The sequence below is a fragment of the Streptomyces atratus genome (assembly GCF_014648655.1).
Taxonomy (GTDB): Bacteria; Actinomycetota; Actinomycetes; order Streptomycetales; family Streptomycetaceae; genus Streptomyces; species Streptomyces atratus.
On the sequence record NZ_BMRN01000006.1, the window covers coordinates 100,590 to 123,792 of the forward strand.

At 67.3% G+C, this 23,203-nt stretch carries 23 protein-coding genes and 2 pseudogenes; 14 read left to right on the top strand and 11 right to left on the bottom strand.

Annotation, left to right across the window (positions count from 1 at the left end; genetic code table 11):
* The first annotated feature begins 84 nt into the window (after nt 1-84).
* Nucleotides 85-909 (top strand): hypothetical protein, encoded by an 825-nt coding sequence (locus IEZ15_RS12540; protein ID WP_189276582.1) that lies wholly within the window; start codon nt 85-87, stop codon nt 907-909.
* Nucleotides 910-993: 84 nt separating this feature from the next.
* On the opposite strand, the gene thiC is transcribed toward IEZ15_RS12540, so the two are convergent.
* The gene (gene thiC, locus IEZ15_RS12545) at nt 994-2,808 is read right to left on the bottom strand and encodes a phosphomethylpyrimidine synthase ThiC (protein WP_189276584.1); all 1,815 of its coding nucleotides are present in this window, start codon (nt 2,806-2,808) and stop codon (nt 994-996) included.
* A gap of 196 nt (nt 2,809-3,004) precedes the next feature.
* Between thiC and IEZ15_RS12550 the strand changes: the two genes are divergently transcribed.
* A complete protein-coding gene (locus tag IEZ15_RS12550; RefSeq protein WP_114245562.1) occupies nt 3,005-4,315 on the top strand; it encodes a YibE/F family protein in 1,311 nt (436 codons plus the stop codon).
* Nucleotides 4,316-4,395: 80 nt separating this feature from the next.
* Here IEZ15_RS12550 and IEZ15_RS12555 read toward each other — a convergent pair whose 3' ends face one another.
* The 4 genes from IEZ15_RS12555 to IEZ15_RS12570 all read right to left on the bottom strand — a co-directional run bounded on the left by IEZ15_RS12555 (nt 4,396) and on the right by IEZ15_RS12570 (nt 6,635).
* Nucleotides 4,396-4,833, bottom strand: a complete 438-nt coding sequence (locus IEZ15_RS12555) for an SsgA family sporulation/cell division regulator (protein ID WP_114245561.1) — start codon at nt 4,831-4,833, stop codon at nt 4,396-4,398.
* A 101-nt stretch (nt 4,834-4,934) separates the two neighbouring features.
* On the bottom strand, nt 4,935-5,705 hold the full coding sequence (locus IEZ15_RS12560; RefSeq protein ID WP_189276586.1) for an IclR family transcriptional regulator: 771 nt from the start codon (nt 5,703-5,705) through the stop codon (nt 4,935-4,937).
* Between the two features lie 243 nt (nt 5,706-5,948).
* Complete coding sequence (locus IEZ15_RS12565) at nt 5,949-6,161, bottom strand: DUF5326 family protein (protein WP_114249160.1); 213 nt, start codon at nt 6,159-6,161, stop codon at nt 5,949-5,951.
* A 156-nt stretch (nt 6,162-6,317) separates the two neighbouring features.
* Nucleotides 6,318-6,635 carry a cupin domain-containing protein gene (locus IEZ15_RS12570; RefSeq protein WP_114245560.1) on the bottom strand — a complete coding sequence of 106 codons (318 nt, stop codon included), beginning with the start codon at nt 6,633-6,635 and terminating at the stop codon, nt 6,318-6,320.
* Nucleotides 6,636-6,703: 68 nt separating this feature from the next.
* Between IEZ15_RS12570 and IEZ15_RS12575 the strand changes: the two genes are divergently transcribed.
* The 4 genes from IEZ15_RS12575 to IEZ15_RS12590 all read left to right on the top strand — a co-directional run bounded on the left by IEZ15_RS12575 (nt 6,704) and on the right by IEZ15_RS12590 (nt 9,911).
* Complete coding sequence (locus tag IEZ15_RS12575; RefSeq protein ID WP_114245559.1) at nt 6,704-7,081, top strand: phage holin family protein; 378 nt, start codon at nt 6,704-6,706, stop codon at nt 7,079-7,081.
* A 67-nt stretch (nt 7,082-7,148) separates the two neighbouring features.
* Nucleotides 7,149-8,279, top strand: coding sequence for a cystathionine gamma-lyase (locus IEZ15_RS12580; protein ID WP_189276588.1), 1,131 nt, complete (start codon nt 7,149-7,151; stop codon nt 8,277-8,279).
* Between the two features lie 192 nt (nt 8,280-8,471).
* The gene (locus tag IEZ15_RS12585) at nt 8,472-9,368 is read left to right on the top strand and encodes a LysR family transcriptional regulator (RefSeq protein ID WP_189276590.1); all 897 of its coding nucleotides are present in this window, start codon (nt 8,472-8,474) and stop codon (nt 9,366-9,368) included.
* Nucleotides 9,369-9,431: 63 nt separating this feature from the next.
* Nucleotides 9,432-9,911: an NUDIX domain-containing protein gene (locus IEZ15_RS12590; protein ID WP_114245556.1), complete on the top strand. Its 480-nt coding sequence runs from the start codon at nt 9,432-9,434 to the stop codon at nt 9,909-9,911.
* Nucleotides 9,912-10,015: 104 nt separating this feature from the next.
* Here the strand turns inward: IEZ15_RS12590 and IEZ15_RS12595 are convergent, their stop codons facing one another.
* Nucleotides 10,016-11,194 (bottom strand): globin domain-containing protein, encoded by a 1,179-nt coding sequence (locus IEZ15_RS12595; protein WP_189276592.1) that lies wholly within the window; start codon nt 11,192-11,194, stop codon nt 10,016-10,018.
* A 430-nt stretch (nt 11,195-11,624) separates the two neighbouring features.
* On the opposite strand from IEZ15_RS12595, the gene IEZ15_RS12600 reads away from it, so the two are divergent.
* Entirely contained in the window at nt 11,625-12,152 is a 528-nt protein-coding gene (locus tag IEZ15_RS12600; protein WP_114245554.1) for a DUF2269 domain-containing protein, read from the top strand.
* Nucleotides 12,153-12,157: 5 nt separating this feature from the next.
* Nucleotides 12,158-13,027 (top strand): GNAT family N-acetyltransferase, encoded by an 870-nt coding sequence (locus IEZ15_RS12605; protein WP_189276594.1) that lies wholly within the window; start codon nt 12,158-12,160, stop codon nt 13,025-13,027.
* A gap of 48 nt (nt 13,028-13,075) precedes the next feature.
* Here IEZ15_RS12605 and IEZ15_RS12610 read toward each other — a convergent pair.
* Nucleotides 13,076-13,462: pseudogene (locus tag IEZ15_RS12610) on the bottom strand (GlcG/HbpS family heme-binding protein); the annotation flags it as partial.
* Nucleotides 13,463-13,570: 108 nt separating this feature from the next.
* Between IEZ15_RS12610 and IEZ15_RS12615 the strand changes: the two are divergent.
* From IEZ15_RS12615 to IEZ15_RS12625, 3 genes are all read left to right on the top strand, one after another.
* Complete coding sequence (locus tag IEZ15_RS12615; protein ID WP_114245552.1) at nt 13,571-14,038, top strand: MarR family winged helix-turn-helix transcriptional regulator; 468 nt, start codon at nt 13,571-13,573, stop codon at nt 14,036-14,038.
* Nucleotides 14,039-14,121: 83 nt separating this feature from the next.
* Nucleotides 14,122-14,574, top strand: a complete 453-nt coding sequence (locus IEZ15_RS12620; RefSeq protein WP_189276596.1) for a GNAT family N-acetyltransferase — start codon at nt 14,122-14,124, stop codon at nt 14,572-14,574.
* A 28-nt stretch (nt 14,575-14,602) separates the two neighbouring features.
* Nucleotides 14,603-15,766: a winged helix DNA-binding domain-containing protein gene (locus IEZ15_RS12625; RefSeq protein ID WP_189276598.1), complete on the top strand. Its 1,164-nt coding sequence runs from the start codon at nt 14,603-14,605 to the stop codon at nt 15,764-15,766.
* 38 nt (nt 15,767-15,804) lie between these two features.
* Here IEZ15_RS12625 and IEZ15_RS12630 read toward each other — a convergent pair whose 3' ends face one another.
* On the bottom strand, nt 15,805-17,187 hold the full coding sequence (locus IEZ15_RS12630; protein ID WP_189276600.1) for a serine hydrolase domain-containing protein: 1,383 nt from the start codon (nt 17,185-17,187) through the stop codon (nt 15,805-15,807).
* A gap of 71 nt (nt 17,188-17,258) precedes the next feature.
* On the bottom strand, nt 17,259-17,843 hold the full coding sequence (locus IEZ15_RS12635) for a dihydrofolate reductase family protein (protein ID WP_189276602.1): 585 nt from the start codon (nt 17,841-17,843) through the stop codon (nt 17,259-17,261).
* Between the two features lie 125 nt (nt 17,844-17,968).
* Between IEZ15_RS12635 and IEZ15_RS12640 the strand changes: the two genes are divergently transcribed.
* From IEZ15_RS12640 to IEZ15_RS12650, 3 genes are all read left to right on the top strand, one after another.
* Entirely contained in the window at nt 17,969-18,568 is a 600-nt protein-coding gene (locus IEZ15_RS12640) for a TetR/AcrR family transcriptional regulator (protein ID WP_189276604.1), read from the top strand.
* 453 nt (nt 18,569-19,021) lie between these two features.
* Nucleotides 19,022-19,396 carry a hypothetical protein gene (locus tag IEZ15_RS12645; RefSeq protein WP_189276606.1) on the top strand — a complete coding sequence of 125 codons (375 nt, stop codon included), beginning with the start codon at nt 19,022-19,024 and terminating at the stop codon, nt 19,394-19,396.
* 869 nt (nt 19,397-20,265) lie between these two features.
* A complete protein-coding gene (locus IEZ15_RS12650; protein WP_189276608.1) occupies nt 20,266-20,832 on the top strand; it encodes a dihydrofolate reductase family protein in 567 nt (188 codons plus the stop codon).
* A gap of 41 nt (nt 20,833-20,873) precedes the next feature.
* Here IEZ15_RS12650 and IEZ15_RS12655 read toward each other — a convergent pair whose 3' ends face one another.
* Both IEZ15_RS12655 and IEZ15_RS47780 read right to left on the bottom strand, forming a co-directional pair.
* The gene (locus tag IEZ15_RS12655; RefSeq protein WP_229845859.1) at nt 20,874-21,758 is read right to left on the bottom strand and encodes a LysR family transcriptional regulator; all 885 of its coding nucleotides are present in this window, start codon (nt 21,756-21,758) and stop codon (nt 20,874-20,876) included.
* 247 nt (nt 21,759-22,005) lie between these two features.
* Nucleotides 22,006-23,174: pseudogene (locus tag IEZ15_RS47780) on the bottom strand (TnsA-like heteromeric transposase endonuclease subunit); the annotation flags it as partial.
* Between the last annotated feature and the right edge of the window lie 29 nt (nt 23,175-23,203).

A 23,203-nucleotide genomic window follows, 5' to 3' on the forward strand; every position in this document is an offset into this window, starting at 1 on the left:
CGGCGTATCAGTAGCAGGCTCTCCTCCGTTTCCGCCCAACTGCCCGGTCCGAGCGGGTACTCAGGCCCTACGGAGCATCGGGGGATGCACATGAACAGCGCTCCGCACCTGCTGGCCGAGGACCGCCCCGAGTACGAGCGGATCCTCGACGACGCACTGCGTCACGCCCATGAACGACCGGATCTGGCCGCGGTCGGCGAGCGGCTCAACGCCGTGCAGCTGCGCACCATGGCGCTGGACGCCACGGCGCTGATCACCGCGACGGCCGCCACCGAGTACGAGCACTATGTGAAGGCCCGCAAAGAGCTGCGCGGACCGGCCGAAGGAGCAGGCCAGGATTCGGGCCACGGGTCCGGCACTGACGACCCGAACCAGTCGGGCGCCGGCATAGGAGCCGTCGTCACGGTCCTGGCGCCCGTGCTGGCCGGCACCGCCGCGTTCATATTCCTGCTCTCCGGCTATCTGCTGAGGCTGCTCAATCCGCCGCCGTCCTTCGCCTCCACCATGGTCGCCGCAGGATGGTTCTTCGCAGCGGTCATGGCCGCCGCCATCCTGGCCGCCGCCGTCGGACTGCTCATCACCGCGCTGCGCAACGGGTCGACGTCGCAGCCCGCCGAGGATGCCGAGAACGAGTTGCCGGAGGATGTGGCGCGCGCCAGAGAGGCATGGCGCCACGCACTGCTGGAGCGCGGCATACTGCCGTTCCTGCGGGACGCGCTCGCCGACCCCGACGCCGGCCCCGCGTCGCGCACACCGCATCGTTCGGCGAACCGCATCCCGAAGATCGGCTACAGCCGGCCGGACTTCACCAGCCCGGACGACGGCCCGGCGTCGGGCCCCCGCCCTACATTCACCAGCCCGGACTTCACCAGCCCCGACTTCGGCGGCCCCGAGCACGAGCTGGACTGACCGGGTCCGGGCACCGGGCCGACGGGACGCCGTCCCGAGAGGCCAGGGCTTCTCGGGACGGCGTCCCGTTGTGCGCGTCCCGCGTCAGTCCGCGATCGGCAGATAGACCCGGTTGCCGGCCGCCGCGAACTCCTTGGACTTCTCGGCCATGCCCGCGTCGATCTCCGCCTGGGAACCGCCGTGTTCACGACGGATGTCCTGTGAGATCTTCATCGAGCAGAACTTCGGGCCGCACATCGAGCAGAAGTGCGCTGTCTTCGCCGGCTCGGCCGGCAGCGTCTCGTCGTGGAACTCCCGAGCCGTGACCGGGTCGAGAGCCAGATTGAACTGGTCCTCCCAGCGGAATTCGAAACGGGCGTCGGAGAGCGCGTCGTCCCAGTCCTGAGCCCCCGGGTGCCCCTTGGCGAGGTCCGCCGCATGCGCCGCGATCTTGTACGTGATGACGCCGGTCTTCACATCGTCCCGGTTGGGCAGGCCGAGGTGCTCCTTGGGCGTGACGTAGCAGAGCATCGCCGTGCCCCACCATGCGATCATCGCCGCGCCGATGCCCGAGGTGATGTGGTCGTACGCCGGGGCGACATCGGTGGTCAGCGGGCCGAGCGTATAGAAGGGGGCCTCCTCGCAGATCTCCTGCTGGAGGTCGATGTTCTCCTTGATCTTGTGCATCGGGACATGGCCCGGGCCCTCGATCATGGTCTGGACGCCGAATCGCTTGGCGACCGTGTTCAGCTCACCGAGCGTGCGCAGTTCGGCGAACTGGGCCTCGTCGTTGGCGTCGGCGATCGAGCCGGGGCGCAGCCCGTCGCCCAGCGAGTACGTCACGTCGTACGTGGCAAGGATCTCGCAGAGCTCCTCGAAGTGCTCGTACAGGAACGACTCCTTGTGGTGCGCGAGGCACCACGCCGCCATGATCGAGCCGCCGCGGGAGACGATGCCGGTCTTGCGGCGGGCGGTCAGCGGGACGTAGGGCAGGCGCACGCCGGCGTGGACCGTCATGTAGTCGACGCCCTGCTCGGCCTGCTCGATGACGGTGTCCTTGTAGATCTCCCAGGTCAGCTCCTCGGCCCGGCCGTCAACCTTTTCGAGGGCCTGGTAGAGGGGAACGGTGCCGATCGGCACGGGGGAGTTGCGCAGAACCCACTCACGGGTGGTGTGAATGTTACGGCCGGTGGAAAGGTCCATGACCGTGTCGGCGCCCCAGCGCGTCGCCCATGTCATCTTCTCCACCTCCTCCTCGATGGAAGACGTCACCGCGGAGTTGCCGATGTTGGCATTGACCTTCACCAGGAACCGCTTGCCGATGATCATCGGCTCGATCTCGGGGTGGTTGACGTTGGCCGGCAGCACGGCCCGGCCCGCGGCGATCTCCTCGCGCACCACCTCGGGTTCGACGTTCTCCCGGATCGCCACGTACTCCATCTCCGGGGTGATCTCGCCCCGGCGGGCGTACGCGAGCTGGGTCACCGGCTGCCCGTCCCGGCTGCGGCGGGGCAGGCGCGGGCGGCCGGGGAAGACCGCGTCGAGGTTGCGCAGCCCTTCCCCAAGCTCTCGGCTTCGCTCGAGCAGGGGAGACCCCATTCGCGGCGAGGTGTGCTTGAGCCCGTCGTCCTCGGGGCGCGCGGGGCGGCCCGGGTACTCCTCGGTGTCGCCGCGCGCGGTGATCCAGTTCTCCCGCAGCGGTGCGAGCCCGCGACGGACATCGGTCTCGGTGGTGGGATCGGTGTACGGGCCCGACGTGTCGTACAGCGTCACGTCCTTGCCATTGGTGAGGTGCACCTGACGGACCGGCACCCGGAGCTCCGGGCGTGAGCCCTGGACGTACCCCTTGTGCCAGCCGATGGACTTCCTGGCCTCGTCGCTCTGGTTCGAGGCAGGCGTGCGTGCGTCCGCTGTGGTCATGAGACCTACTCCCTACGCCGGCATTACCCGGTAACAGGTTCGGCGGTCGGCGCAGCCTCTCCCGTACGGATGTACGGATATCAGCGCCCTCTCAGCCCGGTGCTCCGAGCTCCCGCGTGTGCAAAGGTTCCTCCACGCTAGCGCCCTGTCCGGCGTACTGAACAGAGGGCCCTTCTCTTCTTGCGATGATCGGCCGGTGACGTCCCCCCACACCGACCCCGAACCGCACGGCCACTCGCACAGCCATGGCCCTGCCGCGCCCGTCTCCAAACATCTGCGCAAGGTCATCGCGGCCGTGCTGATCCCGTTCGCCGGCGCGGTCGTCGTCGGTCTGGTGGTGCTCTGGCCGGGCGGCGCGCCCCCGCACGAGCGGACCGGTGTCGGCTTCGACCGGCAGACCCAGCAGGGAAAGGTGGTGAACATCGACAAGGTGGACTGCAAGGACGTGAACGCCGCCCAGACACCCATCAGCGGCGAGACCACCCCGCCGTCGGGGAGCGGGCCCGGGCTGTGCGAGAAGGCCACCGTCGAGGTGACGACCGGTCACGACAAGGGCCGGACCTTCGTCGAGATCGTCCAGCCGGACGCACCCCGTCAGTTGCACGAAGGACAGGGCGTGGTCGTGGCGTACGCCCCCGACGCACCCCGTGATCTGCAGTACTCGGTGACGGATGTGAACCGGAAGTTCCCGATGACGCTGCTGGCCGGGATCTTCGCCCTGGTCGTGATCGCGGTGGGCAGGATGCGTGGGGTGATGGCACTGGTCGCACTCGCCGTTTCGTTCGCCGTGCTGACCCTGTTCATCCTCCCGGCCATCCTCCAAGGCTCGAATCCACTGCTCGTCGCGGTGGTCGGGGCCAGTGCAATCATGCTGATCGCGCTGTACATGTGCCACGGCCTGACCGCCCGCACATCGGTCGCGGTGATCGGCACGCTGATCTCATTGCTGCTGATCGGGCTGCTCGGCTCGCTCTTCATCGGCTGGGCGAGCCTGACCGGCAACACCGACGACAACACCGGCCTCATCCACGGCCTGTACCCGCACATCGACATGAGCGGTCTGCTGCTGGCCGGTGTCATCATCGGCTCGCTCGGGGTGCTCGACGATGTGACGGTCACCCAGACATCGGCGGTCTGGGAGCTGCACCAGGCGAACCCGACGATGGGTGCTCGGGGGCTCTACCGGGCAGGGATCAGGATCGGGCGCGATCACATCGCCTCGGTCGTCAATACGCTGGTGCTCGCCTACGCGGGCGCCGCACTGCCGCTGCTGCTGCTGTTCTCGATCGCCCAGAGCAGCGTGGGGACAGTGACCAACAGCGAGCTGGTGGCGGAGGAGATCGTACGAACGCTGGTCGGTTCGATCGGACTGGTCGCCTCGGTGCCGGTGACGACGGTGCTCGCGGCGCTGGTCGTCTCCGCGGACCGCACAGGGGTCGGCGCGGAAGCCGGAGCTTCGGCACCCGTACGGACCGGGAAAGGCCGTCGTCGTAGGACGAAGCCTTGAACGCCTCCTCACGGAGAGCGATTCACCCATTCGGCAGGTGTTGCGTTCGACCGGCGGGCCGGTCGGCGGCGCCGTCCTCCTCAGCCGGCGTTCTGTTCCTCGGCGAGGATCCGGCCCAGGGCCTCTTCCAGGTTGCCCTCGAAGTCACCCAGCGTGCACTCCTGCCCGAGCGGCACGAGTTTGTCCGTCCGGTCGAGGAAGGCCACAAGCGGCGCCGTACCGGCCCTGAAGAGGGCGCGATCCGCGCCCACCTGAAGTCGGATATGTACGTCGGACAGCCCCTCGGGCTCCGTGGGCCCGATATGCACATCACCGTCGCCACTGGGGCTGTTGAGGCCGTCGAGCAGCAGCTCACGGCCGAATGCCCAGGTGACGGGGGCGTCGCCGGGCAGATGGAAGGTCATCCGGATCGCATACGGATCGCACACTTCGTACCGGAGCTCCACCGGGATCCGGAAAGAGAGTTCCTCGGAGACGAGGAAGCTCATCATGACCTCAGCTTGAACCGACTCGCGCATCGTCCAACCCCGCAGTAGATGAATCTGGCCAGGAATGATCCCCCATGGCCCTATTGACGCCATCGTGGTGCACGCGATAGCAGATCACAAGGAGTGATTTTTCAGATACTGATAGAGAACACGAATGAGCGCAAGAGGCTGGCAACTTCGCCACGTAGTTGTTCGACTGCGGGGAGCAATCGATCTTCCTGCTCCAGGGGAACCGAAATCGCCATCGCGGCGGCAGTGAATCCGGCCGTGATCGGGATGGCTGCGCAGACCGTCCCCAAGGCGTACTCCTGTCGTTCGATGACAGGTTCCATTCGTTCCAACGACCGCAAGCGTTCAAGGAACGCCGAGCGGTCCCTCACCGAGTAGCGGGTCAGCGGCCGCACAGGGTGCCGGTCCAGATGGTCCTCGCGGGCCTTCTCGTCGAGCTGGCTCAGCAGACACTGACCGATCGCATGGGCGTGCCCGGTCTCCCGGAAGGACGCCCACTCGTCCACCGCGGGTGTGGCGGGGTTGTCGGCGACCGCGATGAGTTCGATCTCACCCTCGCGGTAGACGGCGCAGTACACCGGTGCGCCGATGGTGTCGCGCCAGCGGCTCAGCAACTCGGTCATTCTGCTGCGACGATTCTGCAGCGAACCCTCGTCGACCAGGCGCTCAGCGGCGGTCCCGAAGAGGAACACGCCGTTCTCCCGGCGCAGATAGCCCTCATGGGTCAGGGTGCGCAGCAGATGGTAGGCGGTGGGAAGGGGAAGGCCCGCTTCCCTGGCCAACTGTTTCGCCGGCGCCCCGTCTCGATGGGCGCCCACAGCTTCCAGCAGCCTCAGCGCTCGCTGGACCGAACCGATCAGCGTCGGGACAGCGGTGCTCGATGCCGTGGTCAAGGGTCACCCCCAGGCATGGTGACGGGCGGTCAGCCCGCCTGTGGGGGCCGCCCCCACAGACCGCCGCATGACTGGGGTCCGGAGGCCCAACGCCGTACAAACCACTGGTCAGGGTGGTAACGGACAGTAAATTCCCAGGTGGTGGCAGCGGACTGCCACCATATCGGCCGCATCCGCAAAGGGCGTCGTTTCGTCTTGCACTTAGCTCAGCTGGGCTAATCCCCCGGCCGGCTTCCGATCGTCCTACCAGTCGCCGCGCGAGGAAGAGGACGACATGAACTTGCGTACGACGAAGACGAGTCCGCCGACCAGGATTACGAAGACCAGAACCTTGAAGAGCAGACCGATCACGAACCCGACCACGCTGGCGATCAGACCGCCGAACACGACGATCGCGATGACCGGCACCGCGATCCACTTCACCCACCAGGGCATCCCCGCGAATATCTCCCGCACGGCCATCGTCCTTGCCTCGTCTCTGTGAGTTTCTGTTTCGATACCTCGATGCTAGAGGCGCAAAGGGGCCCGGCGGGGGTTCCGCAGCCCTTGAAGTCCCCTGATCGACCCCTGAGGGATCCCTGAGACCGGAGCCCGGTCCTCCGTAGGAGCGGCTCAGCTCTCCGGCGGGGAGAAGACCACCATGACCCGCAGGTCCTCGGTGATGTGGTGGAACTTGTGGGCAACACCGGCGGGTACGTACACCACGCTCCCTCTGCCCACCTGCGTCGTTTCCATGCCGACCGTGATCGAGGCGCGGCCGCTGACAATGAAGTAGACCTCGTCCTCCTTGTGCGGCTGCTGCGGGTCGAGTTCGCCGGCATCCAGTGCATACAGGCCGACGGACATGTTCCGTTCCTTCACGAACTGCAGATACGCACCGTCGTTGGCTGCCCGTTCCGCTTCCAGTTCGTCCAGTCTGAATGCCTTCATGGCCCGTCCGCCCCTTACCTCTGTTCTGCCGGTGTCCGCCACCGATCATGTCTGCCACGATCAGACACATGAAGAATTTCGTAGTCAAGACGATCGCCAATGCAGGTGCGCTGGCCGTGGCCATCTGGCTGCTCCAGGACATCACGCTGAACGGCGGCAGCACCGGGCGCAAGGCGCTCACGCTGATCGTGGTCGCCCTGCTCTTCGGCCTGGTGAACTTTGTGGTCAAGCCGATCGTGAAGCTGCTCACCCTGCCGCTCTTCATCCTCACGCTGGGGCTTATCACCCTGGTCGTCAACGCGCTCATGCTGATGCTGACCTCCTGGCTGGCCGGTCAGTTCAACCTGAGCTTCCATGTCGACGGCTTCTGGACCGCCGTGCTCGGCGGTCTGATCATCTCGATCGTGTCGTGGGCGCTGAACGTAGTCCTGCCCGACGAGGACTGACCCGACATCTACTGAAACAGTGCGGGTCGGACCGGTGGCACACCAGGGAGAGAAGTGAGGAAGCGGTATGAGCACCATGGGTGACGGAACCCGGGCGGTACGGGCCGGGCTGCCCGAACCGGAGCAGTTCGAGCCCCCTCTGCCCGGGCCGGTCTTCGCCGCGCACTTCCATCTCTCCGGTGAACCGACCGGTCCGTACACCTACGGCCGGGACACCAATCCGACCTGGACGCATCTGGAACGCGCCATCGGCGAGCTGGAAGCGCCGGGGGAGCCGGTGGAGACCACGGTCTTCGCCTCCGGGATGGCGGCGATCTCGGCCGTGCTGCTGTCCCAGGCGCGCACCGGCGATGTGGTCGTGCTGCCGGATGACGGATATCAGGCGCTGCCGCTGGTGCGTGAACAGCTGGAGGCGTACGGCGTCGAGGTCCGGACCGCGCCGACCGGCGGCGATGCCCAGCTGGCGGTCCTCGAAGGCGCCAAGCTGCTGTGGATCGAGACCCCGTCCAATCCTGGGCTCGATGTCTGCGATGTACGCCGGCTCGTCGAGGCGGCACACGCGGCCGGCACTCTGGTGGCTGTCGACAACACCCTCGCCACACCGCTCGGCCAGCGCCCGCTGGAACTGGGGGCCGACTTCTCTGTGGCCAGCGACACCAAGGGCATGACCGGGCACGGGGACATTGTGCTCGGCCATGTGACCTGCCGCGATTCCGAGCTGGCAGCGGGTGTACGGCGCTGGCGCAAGGTCGTCGGCGCGATTCCGGGACCGATGGAGGCCTGGCTCGCGCACCGTTCGCTGGCCACGCTGGAGCTGCGGATCGACCGGCAGTGCGCCACCGCCGTGACGCTGGCCGAGGCACTGGGCAAGCGTCAGGAGGTGACCGGGCTGCGGTACCCCGGCCTGCCCACCGATCCTTCGTATCCGAATGCCGTGCGTCAGATGAGGCGCTTCGGCTCCGTGGTGTCGTTCGTACTGCCCGACCGCGAGCGGGCCGAGCGCTTCCTGACCGAGCTGCGGCTGGTCGACGACGCGACGAGTTTCGGCGGCGTGCGCTCCACCGCCGAGCGGCGGGCCCGCTGGGGCGGTGACGCCGTGCCGGAAGGTTTCATCCGATTCTCGGTCGGCGCCGAGAACCCGGACGACCTGGTGGCCGACGTGGAGCGGGCACTGGACGCGGCGCTGAGCGAGAGCTGATCCAACCGGTGGTACGGACGGTCCGAGCCTCCCCCCTCGTGGCTCGGACCGTCCCGGTTCCAGACCTGAAGAACCGCTTGAACAAGGCTAATTGACTCTCCGTCAGTGTCCAATCACGATAGCGGCAGCGACCTATCGACATATTTATAGTTGTACGGGTCCGAAGCGGCGCGAGGGTGGGAGGGGCAGGACATGGACCTGGCCCTGTTGCGCACGTTCGTCACGGTGCACCGGGCCGGTTCCTTCACCAGGGCTGCTGCCCTGCTCGGCCTCTCTCAGCCCGCGGTCACCTCGCAGATCCGCACCCTGGAGCGGCAGCTGGGCCGCCCGCTCTTCCTGCGCAGGGCCCGCGGCGTGACCCCGACGACCATCGGCGACGAACTCGCGCACCGGGCGGCGCCCCATCTGGACGCGCTGATCGAGATCGCCGAGACCGAGCTCGACGAGGAGTCGGGCATACGGACACTGCATCTGGCCGGGCCACCAGAGTTCACTTCGATGCGTGCCCTGCCGGCGCTCACGCCTCTCATCGCCCAGGGCCTGGCTCTGCGCAGTTCGTTCTTCACCAGCGCCGAGGAGACGCTGGAGGGACTGGCCGCAGGACATCATGATCTGGCCATTGCGACGGCCCGTCCGCGTGGTGGGCTGCTCACAGCGACTCCACTCTGCGACGAAGAACATGTGCTGATCGCCGCGCCGCGCTGGGCCGGGCGCCTGGGGCCCGGGACCTTGCGGCACAAGGGGCCCGTGGTGCTGGACCGGCTGCCGGTCGTGGAGGTGCACGAGAGCCTGCCGCTCGTCTCCCGCTACTGGGCCGCCGTCTTCGACAGTCGGCCCGCCGCTGCGGGAGCCGTCATCGCGCCGGATCTCCGGGCGGTCCTGGAGTGCACGGCAGCGGGCGCCGGACTCGCCGTACTGCCGCGCTATCTGTGCGAGGGGGCGCTGGAACGGGGTGAGGTGGTGGCGCTGCTCGACCCTCCCGTGCCTCCGCTGCGCACCTATTTCGTGGCCGTGCGGACCGGCACGCTCGCGCTGCCGCACATCGCGCGGGCGCACGAGTGGCTGCTGCGCGCTGCCGCCGACTGGTGAGCGCAGGGCGGTCCGGCGCGGGTCAGGTGTTTCAGAACCGGTTCCGTGGGCCACTCTCTTGCCATGACCGAACGTCCTGTGGTCAAGCGCACCGCACGCGCCATCCTGCTCGACGGCAACGACCTCATCCTCATCAAGCGCACCAAGCCCGGGGTGGATCCGTACTGGCTCACGCCGGGCGGCGGGGTCGAACCCGAGGACGCAACCGTCGTCGACGCCCTGCACCGTGAGGTGGACGAGGAGCTCGGCGCCAAGATCAGCGACGTGGTCCCCTGCTTCGTCGACACCGTGGAGCACATCGAGGGCGGCGGAGTGAAGGGCGTCAAAGTGCAGCACTTCTTCGTCTGCCGACTGGAGTCGATGGACCTGTCCCGGCGCCATGGCCCCGAGATCGAGGACCCTTGCGGAGAGTACGACGTCGTACGGGTGCCGTTCAGCCGGATGGGAATCGCTGCCGTTCATCTCGTGCCGCTGTCGCTGCGGCACTACCTGGACGGCAATATCGAGGGCGTACGGGCGATGCACGCGCCCGACCTGGGCTGACCGGCCGCCGCTTCCGGATCGGGGCCGACAGCCACCTCCTCCTCCTGGGACAGCGCGACGGCTGCCGCTCCCGGGTTCAGGTCTGACGGCTGCCGCTCTCGGGTTCAGTCGGGGCCGGCGGTCGCCAGTTCCTCGACGCGGTCGTGCCGGATGCGCTCGGCCGGCATGCCGATGCCCCTGAGCACGTCCACACTCCTGCGGATCATGCCGGGCGGGCCCGAGAGATAGGCGTCGTACTCGTGCCACGGGCCGCACTGGCGTACGGCCTCGGGCAACAGCCCCTTCAGACCCCCCTCCGTTCCCGGGCCGGTGGAGACCACCGGCCGCACCTCGAGCCAGGGATAGACCTTCTGGAGCCGCATCATCGTGTCGATGTCGTACAGGTCGTGACCGCTGCGTGCCCCGTAGAAGACCTCCACAGGACGCCGGTCGCCATGCTCCGCAACGTCCTCGACAAGCGCCTTGATGGGCCCGATGCCCGTGCCGCCGCCCAGGCAGAGCAGACCGGTGTGGGTGGAGTGGTCGACCGTCATCGAGCCCGTCGGCGGGCCGAGGCGCAGTATGTCGCCGGGCCGGGCCCGGTGCACCAGGGCGTTGGAGACCCATCCGGCCGGTACCGCCTTGATGTGGAAGGTGAGCAGACCGTCCGGGCGGGGCGCCGAGGCGAAGGAATAGTGCCGCCAGTTCCGGGGCCACCACGGGGTCTCCATCGCCGCGTACTGGCCTGCGAGGAAGGGGTAGGCCTGGTCGGGACGGACCGTGAGGATCGCTATGTCGCGGGTTCTGAGGTCATGGGAGACGACCTCGGCATGCCACCGGGCGGGAGCCCACTGCTCATCCTCGGCGGCCGCATCGATCATGATCTGCGATATCGCGGTGTAGGCACGGACCCACGCCGCTTCGGTCTCCGCGTCCCAGGTGGTGGTCGCGTAGCGGCTCAGCGCGCCGAGCAGCGCCTCGCCCACAGCGGGATAGTGCGCAGGCAGTGTGCCGTACTTGCGGTGCCCCCGGCCCAGTTCGCCGAGATACTCGGCCAGCGCATCGGGGTCGTCCAGCCGGTCCGCCGCGGTGAGGATCGCGCGGAGAAGACGGTCGCGCTGGACATCCATCGCAACCGGAAAAAGAGCGCGCAGATCGGGGTGCCGGATGAAGAGCAGGGCGTAGAAGTACGAGGTTGCCTGATCCGCGACGGGCGAGATCTCAGTCAGGGTGCGGTGGATCAGGGTCGCGTCGGGAGATCTGTCCGTTCCGTCTTCGGTCCACCCGGTGGCCGGAGCATCCATACTGTGCCTCGCCTCGAACGTCTTCTGGTCGCCTTACTCACCCGCACACGGCCCGCGGCCCTTGTTTGCGGGCATAGTCGGGTCCTGCTTGCGGTCGCCGGCGGGCTCCTGCCCGCAGTCCTTCACCCCAGCATGCCTTGCCATGAACGCAGACCGGACAAATAGCGGGAAGTCCGGGTATCCGGACCGGTTTTCCCGTTACGCTCCTCTGCCTCATGACCGAGCCGTGAGTCCACGACAGTCGCTCATATCCGCATCAGCGCGGCACTTTGCACCAACCGACCCTGCAGAGAAGGCCGCAGAGGTGTGCGCACCAACCCGCCTCACCGGCGAGGCTGCAGAAGGGTAGGCACTGTACGCCGAGACGAGTACGCGCGGTTACTCCCTCTGTCAGACGCCTGATTACCCCATTCCCGGCACCGTGTTTCACGTGAAACCACTCAAACGCTCCGCTCGCCGCAGCCTTCTCGTCGCGCATGTCGCGGTATCCGTGAGCTGGCTGGGACTGACCGTCGGACTGCTGACGCTCGGAATCACGGCCTTCCTCACCGGCGACCCCACCGCCGCGCAGGCCGCCACCCGCGCCATGAAGATCTTCGGGGACTGGCTGGTCGTCCCGGTCGCCCTGCTCTCCCTGCTCAGCGGCCTCGTCCTGGCTCTCGGTACGCCTTGGGGACTGGCCAGGCACCGGTGGGTCTGGACAAAGTTCTGGCTCACCCTGATCACTGCGGCACTGTCGATCTTCTCGTTGCGCCCCGGCATCAACGAGGCGGCGACGCGTGGCGCTGTCGATATCGACCTGGTGGTCGCTCCGTCGGTGGCGACGGCAACGTATCTGTTCATCACCGCGGTATCAGTGCTGAAGCCCTGGGGATTGACCCGGCACGGCCGACGGCTGCGCATCCAGGCCGGAGCCGGTAAAGGAGTGGACGAGCGATCACCGCGTCGGACAGCCTGACCTTCATGCTGACCCCTCTGCCCCGTCCGCTCGTCGACATGCCTGTCCGGCGTCTCACCCTGGGTGACCTGGTCGCCTGCGCCGATCTCTGCGAGGACCGCGGATGGCCACGTGATGAGCACAGATGGGGTCTGCTCCTCGCCGCAGGAACCGGCTATGGCATGGACGATCCCGGAGGCAGAGGCCTGATGGCCGCTTGTGTGGTGACCTCATACGGCCCACGACTGGCTGCCATCGGCATGCTGCTCGTCGCCGAGCGATATGCGCGGCAGGGAGTCGCCCGCCACCTGATGCGCCATGTGATCGACGAGGCCGCAGGCACCCCCCTCAGCCTGTACGCGACATCCGCGGGACAACCACTTTACGAACAGCTCGGCTTCACGGTTGTGGGCCGCGTCGAGCGGGTCACCGGGTTCTTCCGGCCGACCGGCGCCAGAGCGTCCACTGTGACCGTCCGCCCGGCCACGGCGGAGGACCTGCAAGCCATGGTCCGGCTGGACACAGACGTCTTCGGCTCCGACCGGACGCATGTCCTCGCCCGGCTGCCCGCGTATGCCGACCACATCCGGGTCGCGGAGGACAGCGGAAAGCTCGTCGGTTACGCAGCGACCTGGCCGAGCGCTCATACGCATGTGGTCGGCCCGCTCATCGCGCCCGACACCGACACCGCTCAGGCACTCGCCGCGTCGCTCGCAGAGACGACGGATCTACCGTTGCGCGCGGACATCGACGCGCGCCATGTGGAGCTGCTCGACTGGTTCAAGGAGTGCGGTCTGCAAAGAGGCTCCAAAACCACGATGATGACTTATGGAACCTCGGACCTGCCGGGCGACTGGACCCGTCGCTACGCTCCGCTGACCGTAGCGACGGGCTGACTCACGCGGCTTTGAACTCATCGAGCGTGGGCGGCGCGAGCGTCGGGCGAGAGCCTTCACGGCGCCTGTCGCGAAGCCGTGGTCCTGATCGGGGGCACCTCCGCCGACGCCGATGGCGCCGATGAGCCGGCCGTCGCGGTGGACCGGGACACCACCGGCGATGAAGAGCAGCGGCCGTTCGAGGGCGGTCGGCAGGGTGTGGAAGAGCCCACCCGACTGGACCGCATCGACGAGGTCGGCGGTGGAGGCATTGAGCTGAAGGACCGTGTATGCCTTGCGGGTGCTGATCTCACCCGCGATGAGAACGGCCCGGTCGTCCCGCCGAAAGGCCAGCAGGTGGCCACCCGCGTCAAGGATCGTGACGGCAACGGCGACACCGGCGGCTTCGGCGGCGCTGCGGGCCGCTTCGGGTTTCACCTTCCCTGAAGATTGCATCTGCGCCTTAGCGTCCACAACAATTGCAGACGCTGACTATGCAAACGCGGGCTATTGCGGGCGTCGCCTATCCTGGACGCAAGCAGCTCCGAGACGGGGGAGAGACCCATGACAGCTACAGACCCCGCACTGACCGCCCTCTCCCAGGGCTGGTGCGCCCTCTCCTTGCTTCACGGAAAGATTGAGGCCCGTATCGAGCGAGCGCTGCAGGCCGGGCACGGTCTCAGCGTGCGGGAGTACTCCCTGCTCGACGTCCTGAGCAGGCAGCACAATGGTCCCGGCGGCCATCTCCAGATGAAGCAGGTCGCGGACGCCGTCGTGCTCAGCCAGAGCGCCACCACCCGCCTGGTCACGCGCCTCGAGAACCGCGGACTGCTGATCCGGTATCTCTGCGACACCGATCGCCGCGGCATCTACACCGATGTCACCGAGGCGGGCCTCACCCTGCTCGCCGAAGCCCGGCCGACCAATGACACCGCGCTGCGCGCCGCACTCGACGAAGCCGCCAAGAATCCCGAGTTGGCCCCACTCGTCAGGGCGGTCGAAGAGCTGAAGGCCCCCGCACAGGTCGCGTGAGCCGCTGCGCAGCCGCTGAGAGTTCCCCGAGCAGGCCGGGTGATTCCCCGCACCGTCCACGTGATCTGCGTACTCTGCCGATCATGAGCGATCTGGAAATACGCCCCGCGGCCCTCGCCGACATCCCCGCGATCGTGGCCATGCTCGCCAACGATCCGCTGGGTGCACAGCGTGAGTCGCCGGACGACCTCACCCCTTACCGCGCCGCATTCCGGCGGCTGGCCGACGACCCGAACCAGCACGTGGTCGTCGCCGTGCGCGAGGGCCGCGTCGTCGGAACCCTGCAACTGACGGTGATCCCTGGACTCTCCCGGCGCGGCTCGACCCGCTCGGTCATTGAAGGCGTCCGTATCCACGCCGACGAGCGCGGCAGCGGCCTCGGCACCCAGCTGATCGAATGGGCAGTGGACGAATCCCGGCGCCAGGACTGCCAGTTGGTCCAGTTGACGTCCGATGCGAGCCGGACCGATGCTCATCGTTTCTACGAGCGGCTGGGTTTCACCGCCAGCCACCTGGGCTTCAAGCTCGCGCTCTGATCGCAGTCCGGAGTCCGAGAGGTTGTCCGTGCACCACATCAGTGACGAACAGCGCAGGATCAGGCTCGGGCGGCGACATCTCCTGGCCCCGTCCGTACGGACCGCGTCCCCGGTATCCGTGACTGATGCGCTCGTCGCTCTGCACGCCACCGACGCCGCCACCGTCTTTCTTTCCGCGTGCGCACGGATGTCCGAGGCAAGCGTCGTCGCGGTGGAGCGGGCTCTCTACGAAGACGTCTCTCTGGTCCGGCAACTCTCCATGCGCAACACCCTCTTCGTCGTATCACAGGAACTCGCCCCGTACGTCGACGCGTCCAACGCCCGGGCCGTGGCCGCCAAGGAACGCCGCACCTTCCTCAAGCATTTGGCGGACGACGGCAATGGACTGGACGAGCGCTGGCTCGCCGGCACCGAACGGAAGATCCTTGCCGCCCTGGCGGCCCACGGTCCCCTCACCGGCAGCGAGCTCTCCGCCGCCGTGGCCGGCCTGCGTACCAAGATCACAGTCTTTCCCGGCAAGAAGTACGAGGGAGTGCAGGGCGTCGCCTCCCGTGTCATCCGGATACTGGCAGCCGAAGGCCGCATCCGCCGGGACCGTCCACGCGGTTCCTGGACCTCCAGCCAGTTCCGCTGGACCACGTCCGAGCCATTGCCGTTCGAGGAACCCGCACAGGCGCAGGCGGAGCTGGCCCGACGCTGGCTCCGCTCCTACGGCCCGGCGACCGAGGCCGATCTCAAGTGGTGGACGGGCTGGGCGCTGGGCCCGGTCCGCAAGTCACTGGCAGCCGTTGGAGCCGAGGAGGTTCGGCTCGACGGCGGCGCCGTGGGATGGATCCTGCCAAAGGACCTGGAGCCGGAACCGGCCCTGGAACCCTGGGCCGCGCTGCTTCCGGCACTCGACCCCAGCGCGATGGGCTGGGCCGATCGGAGCTTCCACCTCCCTGCCGGGCATCGGAAGGCGCTCTTCGACCGGTCCGGCAATATCGGCCCGACGGTGTGGTGGAACGGCGAGATCGTGGGCGGCTGGGCGCAGCGAGCCGATGGTGAGCCGGTCTGGCGGCTGCTGTCCGACATCGGCAGGGATGCCACGGCCGTGGTCGAGGCGGAAGCATCCCGACTGTCGCAATGGGTGGGCCAAGCACGGATCACTCCACGCTTCCGTACCCCCCTGGAACGGGAGCTGACGGCCTGATCCGGCCGCCCCCTCCCGTTTCACGTGAAACGTGGTGCTCAGGCCCCGAGGCCCCGCCACCTGCCCTCGTCCACACCGCCGGGAATGGCCGCTGTGGCGTCGTACGGCTCCCGTGTGAAGACGAAGGAACCCAGGTCGAGATGGTTCACGCTGCCGTCGCCGTTCCGGACGATACGCAGCGTCTCCCCCGCGTAATAGCCGTTGAGACCGACCCAGGTGCCGTCGGGCTGTGCGGTGAATCGGGCGCCGCGGCCATTGCCGCGCAGGGGCTGAAGTTCCAGCCCACCGTCCGGAGTCAGTCGCAGGATGTTCGTGCTTGTGCCCCAGTACCAGGGACCGGTCAGCGCGAGCAGCTCCGCGTCCGCCTCGGGCAGCGGGCGCCAGGGCTGCGGAATGCGTGGCTCGGCCTCGGCTACGGTCTTTACGAGGTCGGCGGCAACACCGCCGACAATCAGCCCCGACGTGGTGTTGGTGAGAACGACGGCCGCCACATCGTCCTCGACGCTGACCCACAGGGCGGCCAGGAAGCCGGGCAGCGAGCCTGTGTGCCCGAAGAGCGTGCGGCCGTCCCTCCGTACGAACTGGAGACCCAGGCCGTAATGGGACTCCCAGTCACCGGACTCGGTCGGCGCGGACGGTTCGCGCATTTGCTTCACGGAGGCGGCACAGAGCACCCGGTCGTCCCCCTCTGCGAGAAAGGCCGCGAAGCGGAGGAGGTCGCCTGTGGTGGACCAGAGTTGGCCGGCCGGGGCCATCAGTCCGAGATCCTCGGTCGGCTCGGGCAGCATGACATCCGCCCAGGGATGCACGGCCCAGCCGCCTGCGTGCGGCGCCTGCGGCTGGGGGCTCGTGCGGTGCATGCCCAGCGGTTCCAGGATCTCGCGCCGCAGCACCTCGGCCCAGCTCGCCCCGCGCACCTTCTCGACCAGCGCTCCCAGCAGTGTGTAGCCAGGGTTCGAGTAGTGGTGTCGGCGGCCCGGAGTGTGCATCCGCGTCTGCTCACCCAGTACATCGGCAAGTTCGGGCCGCAGCGTTCCCGGCGTCCTCTCCCACCAGGGTGCGGGCGCCTCGGCTCCCAGTCCCGCGCTGTGGCCCAGGAGTTGGTGGACAGTGACTCCACCGACGCCCGTGCCGGGCAGATGCTTTTCCAGCGGGTCGTCCAGATCCAGAAGTCCCTCGTCGCGCAGCCGCAGAACCAGCACTGCCGTGAAGGTTTTGGTGATTGAGCCGATCCTGAACTGGGTGTCTGCGTCAGGGGCATGGCCGTCCACGCAGCTGCGGGAGCCGCTCCAGACGATCTGTCCCTGTCTCTGCACTGCGGCGACGAGCGAGGGCGCCCGGCCTTCCGACTGTGCGGTGGCGATGCGGTGCAGCAGAGCGCGCTGCGTACCGGGGAGCAACTGTTCAGATGCGGAGGTCATGCTCAACAACTACCCGCCGAACCCGAACTGTGGCGAGCGCATTTCACGGCACCTGGACCGCATGCGGCCGGTCAGCGCGTCCGGCTGTACGCCCTGACCAGGGCGCCGTTGTCGAAGACACGTACCGAGTCCAGCGCGAACGCGGTGGGCGCGAAATCCGATCCGAACATCGGCATGCCCGATCCGTAGACCAGCGGATACGTCTTGATCACCAGCTCGTCGATCTCGTCGATCAGCTCTCCGGCGAGCTGGGAGCCACCGCAGAGCCAGATCCCGAGCCGGCTGTTCTCCGCCTTGAGTTCCCGAACCCTTGCGACCACGTCGTCGGAGACGAGCTCGACATTCGGGTCGGGTGACTCCTTGAGGGTCCGCGAAGCGACGATCTCGCGCAGCTGGGCGTACGGGCTGGTGATGTTGACGTCCAGCGCCACTTGATAGCTGGCCCGCCCCTGGATCACGGTGTCAAACTGCTGGTTCTCGACGCCGTGAAAGCCGAGGAGCTTGCGGCCCTCGGTCGAAATCGTCTCCGGGTACTGCGTTTTCAGGAACTCAAGGAACTCCTCGTTCACGAACTGATACATGGACGATGCGTCACCGCTCGGGTCTCCGATGAAACCGTCGATGGAGCAGGCGATGAAGTAGGTCAGCTTGCGCACAGGATCCCCGTTCCGTTGCGGCGTATCCGAGCCACAACCACTTCACCTAGAGTGCTTCATGTGTAGTGGTTACGCAATCCCTTTCCGCGAAAGAGCCGAAGAAGAAGACCAAGGAAGGCATACGCATGGCCAGGAACCCGGAGCGCAGAACAGCGCTCGTCGATGCCGCCATCGAAGTACTGGCGGACGAGGGCGCGCGAGGGCTCACGTTCCGCGCGGTCGATGCACGCGCCGGCGTCCCGGTGGGCACGTCATCCAACTACTTCGCCAACCGTGACGACCTGTTCATGCAGGCGGCCGCCCGTATCACCGTTCGGATGACACCGGACCCGGCCAAGGTCGAGGAGGCCATGCGCCCGACGCCCTCGCGTGAACTGGTCGCCGACCTGATGCGATGGCTGGTGCAGCGCATGGAGGACGACCGCACCGGCTACCTCGCCATGCTGGAACTCCGCCTGGAGGCCACTCGCCGACCGGCGCTCCGCAACCGACTGACACAGCCCGTCCGTGCCAACTTCGACGAGAGCGCCCGGTTCCACCAGGAGGCGGGCCTGCCGGGCGACGCGGACGCCTTCCTGGTGCTCTACCTGGCCATGACGGGCCTGCTGCTGGAGCACTTCACGCTGCCCGGCGTTCTCATCGGCCCCGAGAACGATCTCCAGGCCGAAGCCACCTTGAACCGGCTGGTGGGGACGGTGGTCACGCGCGTGATTCCGCCGTCCTGAACCCTTCCCGCACCGGTCGTCCGAGGCCGGGAAACTCCGCAGTACGGCCGGCCTGCGGTTCTCCGCTCTGTCTCACGTGGGCATGGTGGGTTCGACATCCTTACGGCATCGGCCGTGAGATCGCGACAAGGTGCGTGAGACCCCGCAGGACCGTGTAGGAACTCGCCGCCTGTGGCATAGCCCGATGCTTCTACCTGCGGATTTTCGCGGTGTCTCACGACCGTTGGCATGCCCTCTGTCTCACGGGCATGTCATTTCGTCGGGCACTGACCACGGTTCCGCAACTAGCGCCCCGGGGTGGCTTGTCGATTCTCAGGTGAAGCTTGACGATTCGGCGTCGGGTGATGCTTGACGTCTGACCTAGGCGATTTCATCCCGCAGGGCGGCTTCGTCTCGCTGTTCGAAAGTCCCGGCCCCGTTCGGCGCTCCTCGAAGTGACAGTAGAGTTCCCGCATGGCAGAGGCGGAGATGGCCCGACGGGCGCCCAGACAGCTCACCGAGATGCGCGACGTGTACGACCTCCTGGAGGAGGTGCGACTGCGCCCGGGGATGTGGGTGCGAGGTAGTTCGCTGCAGCATCTGGATTCCATGCTGTTCGGCTATCACGTGGCTTTGAGGGTTCACGGCGCCAAGGAAGAGCTTGACTTCCGGCAGGGCGGCCCGTTCGCCGACTGGCTGTGGCCGCGGCTGGGGTATGAGTACGAAAGCTCGCTGGGCTGGGCGGTGGAGATCGAGCGGGCGGCCGAGGCCACGGACCGACCCGCGATCGAGCTGTTCTTTGAGCTGCTCGATGAGTTCCGTGCCGAACAGGGCCAGCCGGGGGCCTAGTCAGTGGCCGGCCAGTCTCAGAATCGTGTCCTATTGGACTTCACTTGGGCAGGGGTGACTGGCAGGAGCTTTTCATGTGGAACAACATCGGCTTGCAGTTCGAAGCCGGAGAGGCTCCGCAGCTCGGCTGATCAGGTCACCCTTCCGGGAGCCGCTCGCCCTTCGCTCGGATCCACTCACGGATGGTCTCGATGGCGTCGAGAAGCTCCTCGAAGGTGCGGAGATCACGTGATCGCGCATCGTCGCCGACCAGTAGGTGCCTGAGTAGTGCTTCTGGCCCTTGTGCCAGCGGAACGTCCGCCAGGACATGGCCGAAGCCAAAGATTCAATTGACTCCGTGCCCCAGGAACGATCTTCGAGGACCTGACCGTTCTGACGACGCACGCTCACAGTCGCAGCGATGTCCACCGCACCCCCAGCCCACGAGTCACTGCCCGTGTAGCAAGGTGCCAGCAACCGCTCCTCGCGTGGAGCGGTCGCTCCTTACGCCACCCGGAAGAGTGAACACTCCGAGCTGCGAGTCTCACGATGGCTGCATAAATGCCATCCATATGCAGCCGACCCTGAGATTATGAAGCTGGATTTGAGGCCCCACACAGGTGTGGGGTCTCGCCGCTCGTGACATGTCGATCTTGCGTGACCTGGGCGTTCTTGGCTGTCTCACGGCCTTGTCACCCATGATCAGTCTCAAATCCGTGGCATTTCCTCGCGAGAGCGAGGTCGAGGTCGGGCGGCTTGCCCTTGTCGGCCGAGTACACCACGCTGAGCCCCGAGCATGAGGACTACCGGCGAGCCCGGATCGCGCACCGATGCGTTTCCCGCGCCGCGCTGGTCTATACGCCGGACACCCACGGACGGAAGGCTGGGCCATGCGGAAACTGATCTACGGCATGAACCTGACTCTGGACGGCTACATCGCCGCGGCCGGCGACGACATCGGCTGGAGCGGACCGCCGAACCACGAGCTGTTCCAGTGGTGGCTCGACCACGAGCAGGCGAGTGGCCTGTCGCTGTATGGGCGCAAGCTATGGGAGACGATGAGCTCCTACTGGCCGACCGGCGACCAGCAGCCCAACGCCACCCCGGCGGAGATCGAGTTCGCGCGGAACTGGCGGGACACGCCGAAGGTGGTGTTCTCCTCGACGATCGACAAGGTCGACTGGAACACCCGCCTGGTCACCGGCGACGCGATCGCCGAGATCACCCGGCTCAAGGCCGAGGACGGCGGCCCGATGAACATCGGCGGCGCAACGCTCGCCGGGGCGGCCATGCGCGCCGGGCTGATCGACGAGTACGCGATCGCCGCCCATCCGGTCCTGGTGGGCGGCGGCACGCCGTTCTTCACCGCGCTGGACAGCTGGGTGAACCTGAACCTGGTGGAGACGCGGACGTTTCCCGGTGGCGTGGTCCTGACCAGGTACGAGACGAGGCGCTGAGCAGCTTCCCGCTGTCTCACGGCTTGGATGGGTGTTTCCTCTCACCGTCGTGGCATTTCCTCAGCCGGGATCGTCTGGGCGGCTGCGGCGACGCGTTTCCCGAATCGGGTCAGCTTCATGGCCCTGGCGCGCTCTGCCCGCTCGAAGAGGGGCTGTCCGAGGTCCTCTTCGAGACGGTTGATCTGGGTCACCAGAGCGGACTGGCGGATGCCGAGGTCTCGGGCTGCTTCGGTGAGCGTGGGGTAGGACCGGGCGGCCAGGAACCGCGAGAGCCGCTGCCGTGCGAATGAACCGGTGAGGGCTTTGCGAAGGACTGCGGGAAGTGCCTCGGCTTCGTCGGCGGTGCGGAGGGCGGTGTGGTGGCTGGCTCCGCCCCGTGGCCGGAGGGGGATGTTGTGGGTGTGGGCCCAGCGGCCCATGTTCGCGGTGCTCATGCCGGTTTCGCGGGCGAGGTCCGGCAGGGTTCGGCGGCGGTGGACGTACTGCTCGATGAGCCAGTCCCGATCGACACTGCCGCGACGCTTGTAGTCCTGAGGGCCCTCGCGGAGCGGGATGCCGTACTCCTTGGCGAGGTCGGTCAGCACTCTGCGGGAGAAGCCGGTGAGGGTGGCGATCTGCTGGAGGGATCGATGTTCGTCGCGGTAGAGCTGCGTGAAGCGTTCCGCCGTGATGGCTTGCCGGGCTTGCTGCCGGATGCGGCCGGTGGCTCTGGCGGTGTTCTGCGTCAGCGGGGGTGCGGGGGCTGGGGGCTCGTCGAGGACATGCCGGATGGCATCGACGGTCGTGCCCAGGATCTGTGCTGCGTGCTGAACGGGGTGGTGGCGTTCTCGGACGATCTGGTGCAGGTGGGGCAGGTCGATGTGCGCCGGGTCGGGTCCGGGAAGGGACAGTCCGGCCAGCAGGGCGGTGGGAGGCTGCCAGGTCACGGGCTCGTCGTGGATGTGGTGCGACGCCAGGAAGTTGAGGGCTTCCTGCTGAAGGGCGTGTGTGAGTTCGGGTGTCTGGAGTGCAGCGAACCGCAGGGACGTCGCCCGGAACTCTGCGCTGTCGAGCCCGCCCAGGTCATCGGGGACGGACTCGGCAGGCAGGCCGCTGAGGCGTCGGAAGAGCTGGCTGCGGGCGATGCGTTTGCGTCGGCCGGTTCCCGGCGGGGTTCCGGTGCGGCGGCAAATCGTCAGCCCGCGAGTGGATGTCGGGTCCCTTGTAGCCAGGCAGCACCTGCAGCAGCCCCTCCCACAGGGTCCGGAAAAAGCGCTCCACCGGACCCTTGTCCCGGCCTGTCCGTAGCCGGGCCGGCTGGATGGAGATGCCCATCCGGCGGCAGACACTGGTCAGATGCTCGGAGACGTAGACCTTGCCGTGGTCGACCACCAGCGTCTCGGGGACCAGGGGCGGCGAGGCCAGGCCCGGCCCGGTGGCGCCCTCGACGTCGACCAGGACAGTGCGGGGGATACCGTGCTCGGGCCAGACCGCGTGCCGCGGCCAATCCCGCCCCGCCGGCCTCGGCCGAAACGACTGGAAGAGCACCGCGCTGACATCCACCGCCTTCGTCGAGACCGGCGTGAGCCGGATCCCCGTCGTAGTGGAAGGACGTACCGACTCCGACTCGGACTCCCGCCCTGCTCATGCCGCCCTCCTCAACACGTGCGAAGGGCCGAGCGGTCGATCAAGATCAGTGACAAAAGTCTGATTCCAGAGCAAATGATGGACAGCGGAACGAACTTGGGGCTCCGGACGGCCCGGCAGGCAGCCCGCAACCTGCCCCAGGACGACCCCGTCGAGGTCCACCTCCCGGAGCTCCTCCAAGACTTCAGGGCTGAACAGCCAGTCCCTGCGGTAACCCGCCAGGAACCGGATGTTCTCCAGTTCCACGGCCGGAGGCTCGCTCCAGACCTCGTACTTCCATCCCCGCGACTCCACCGTCTGCCGGGTCCAGTCGAAGGTGAACTCCACCTCGGCCTTGGACAACCGGTGCAACGGCTTGCCGTCGACAACCACCGGAACCTGCCCGGTGAGCAGGAGATAGTCCGGAATGTGACGGCGTACCTTCCCCTTCATCACCGTCTTCAGCAGGAAGGGCTGGGCCACGATGCCGCATGCGGTCGGATCGAAGTCGGCGAAGAGCAAGCGCGACAGTTCCAGGCGCGACTCGTAGATCACGTGGTCGCGCATCGTCGCCGACCAGTAGGTACCCGAGTAGTGCTTCTGGCCCTTGTACCAACGGAACGTCCGCCACGGACAAGCTGACCGCAGAAGATCAACGGGGGCCGTACCCGATCCCGATCTTCGACAACAGCGCCGCGCTGCCGCCGAACGCTCACCGTCGCGGCGATCTCCCCCACCGCACACCCCCAAGCCCACGAGCGATGCC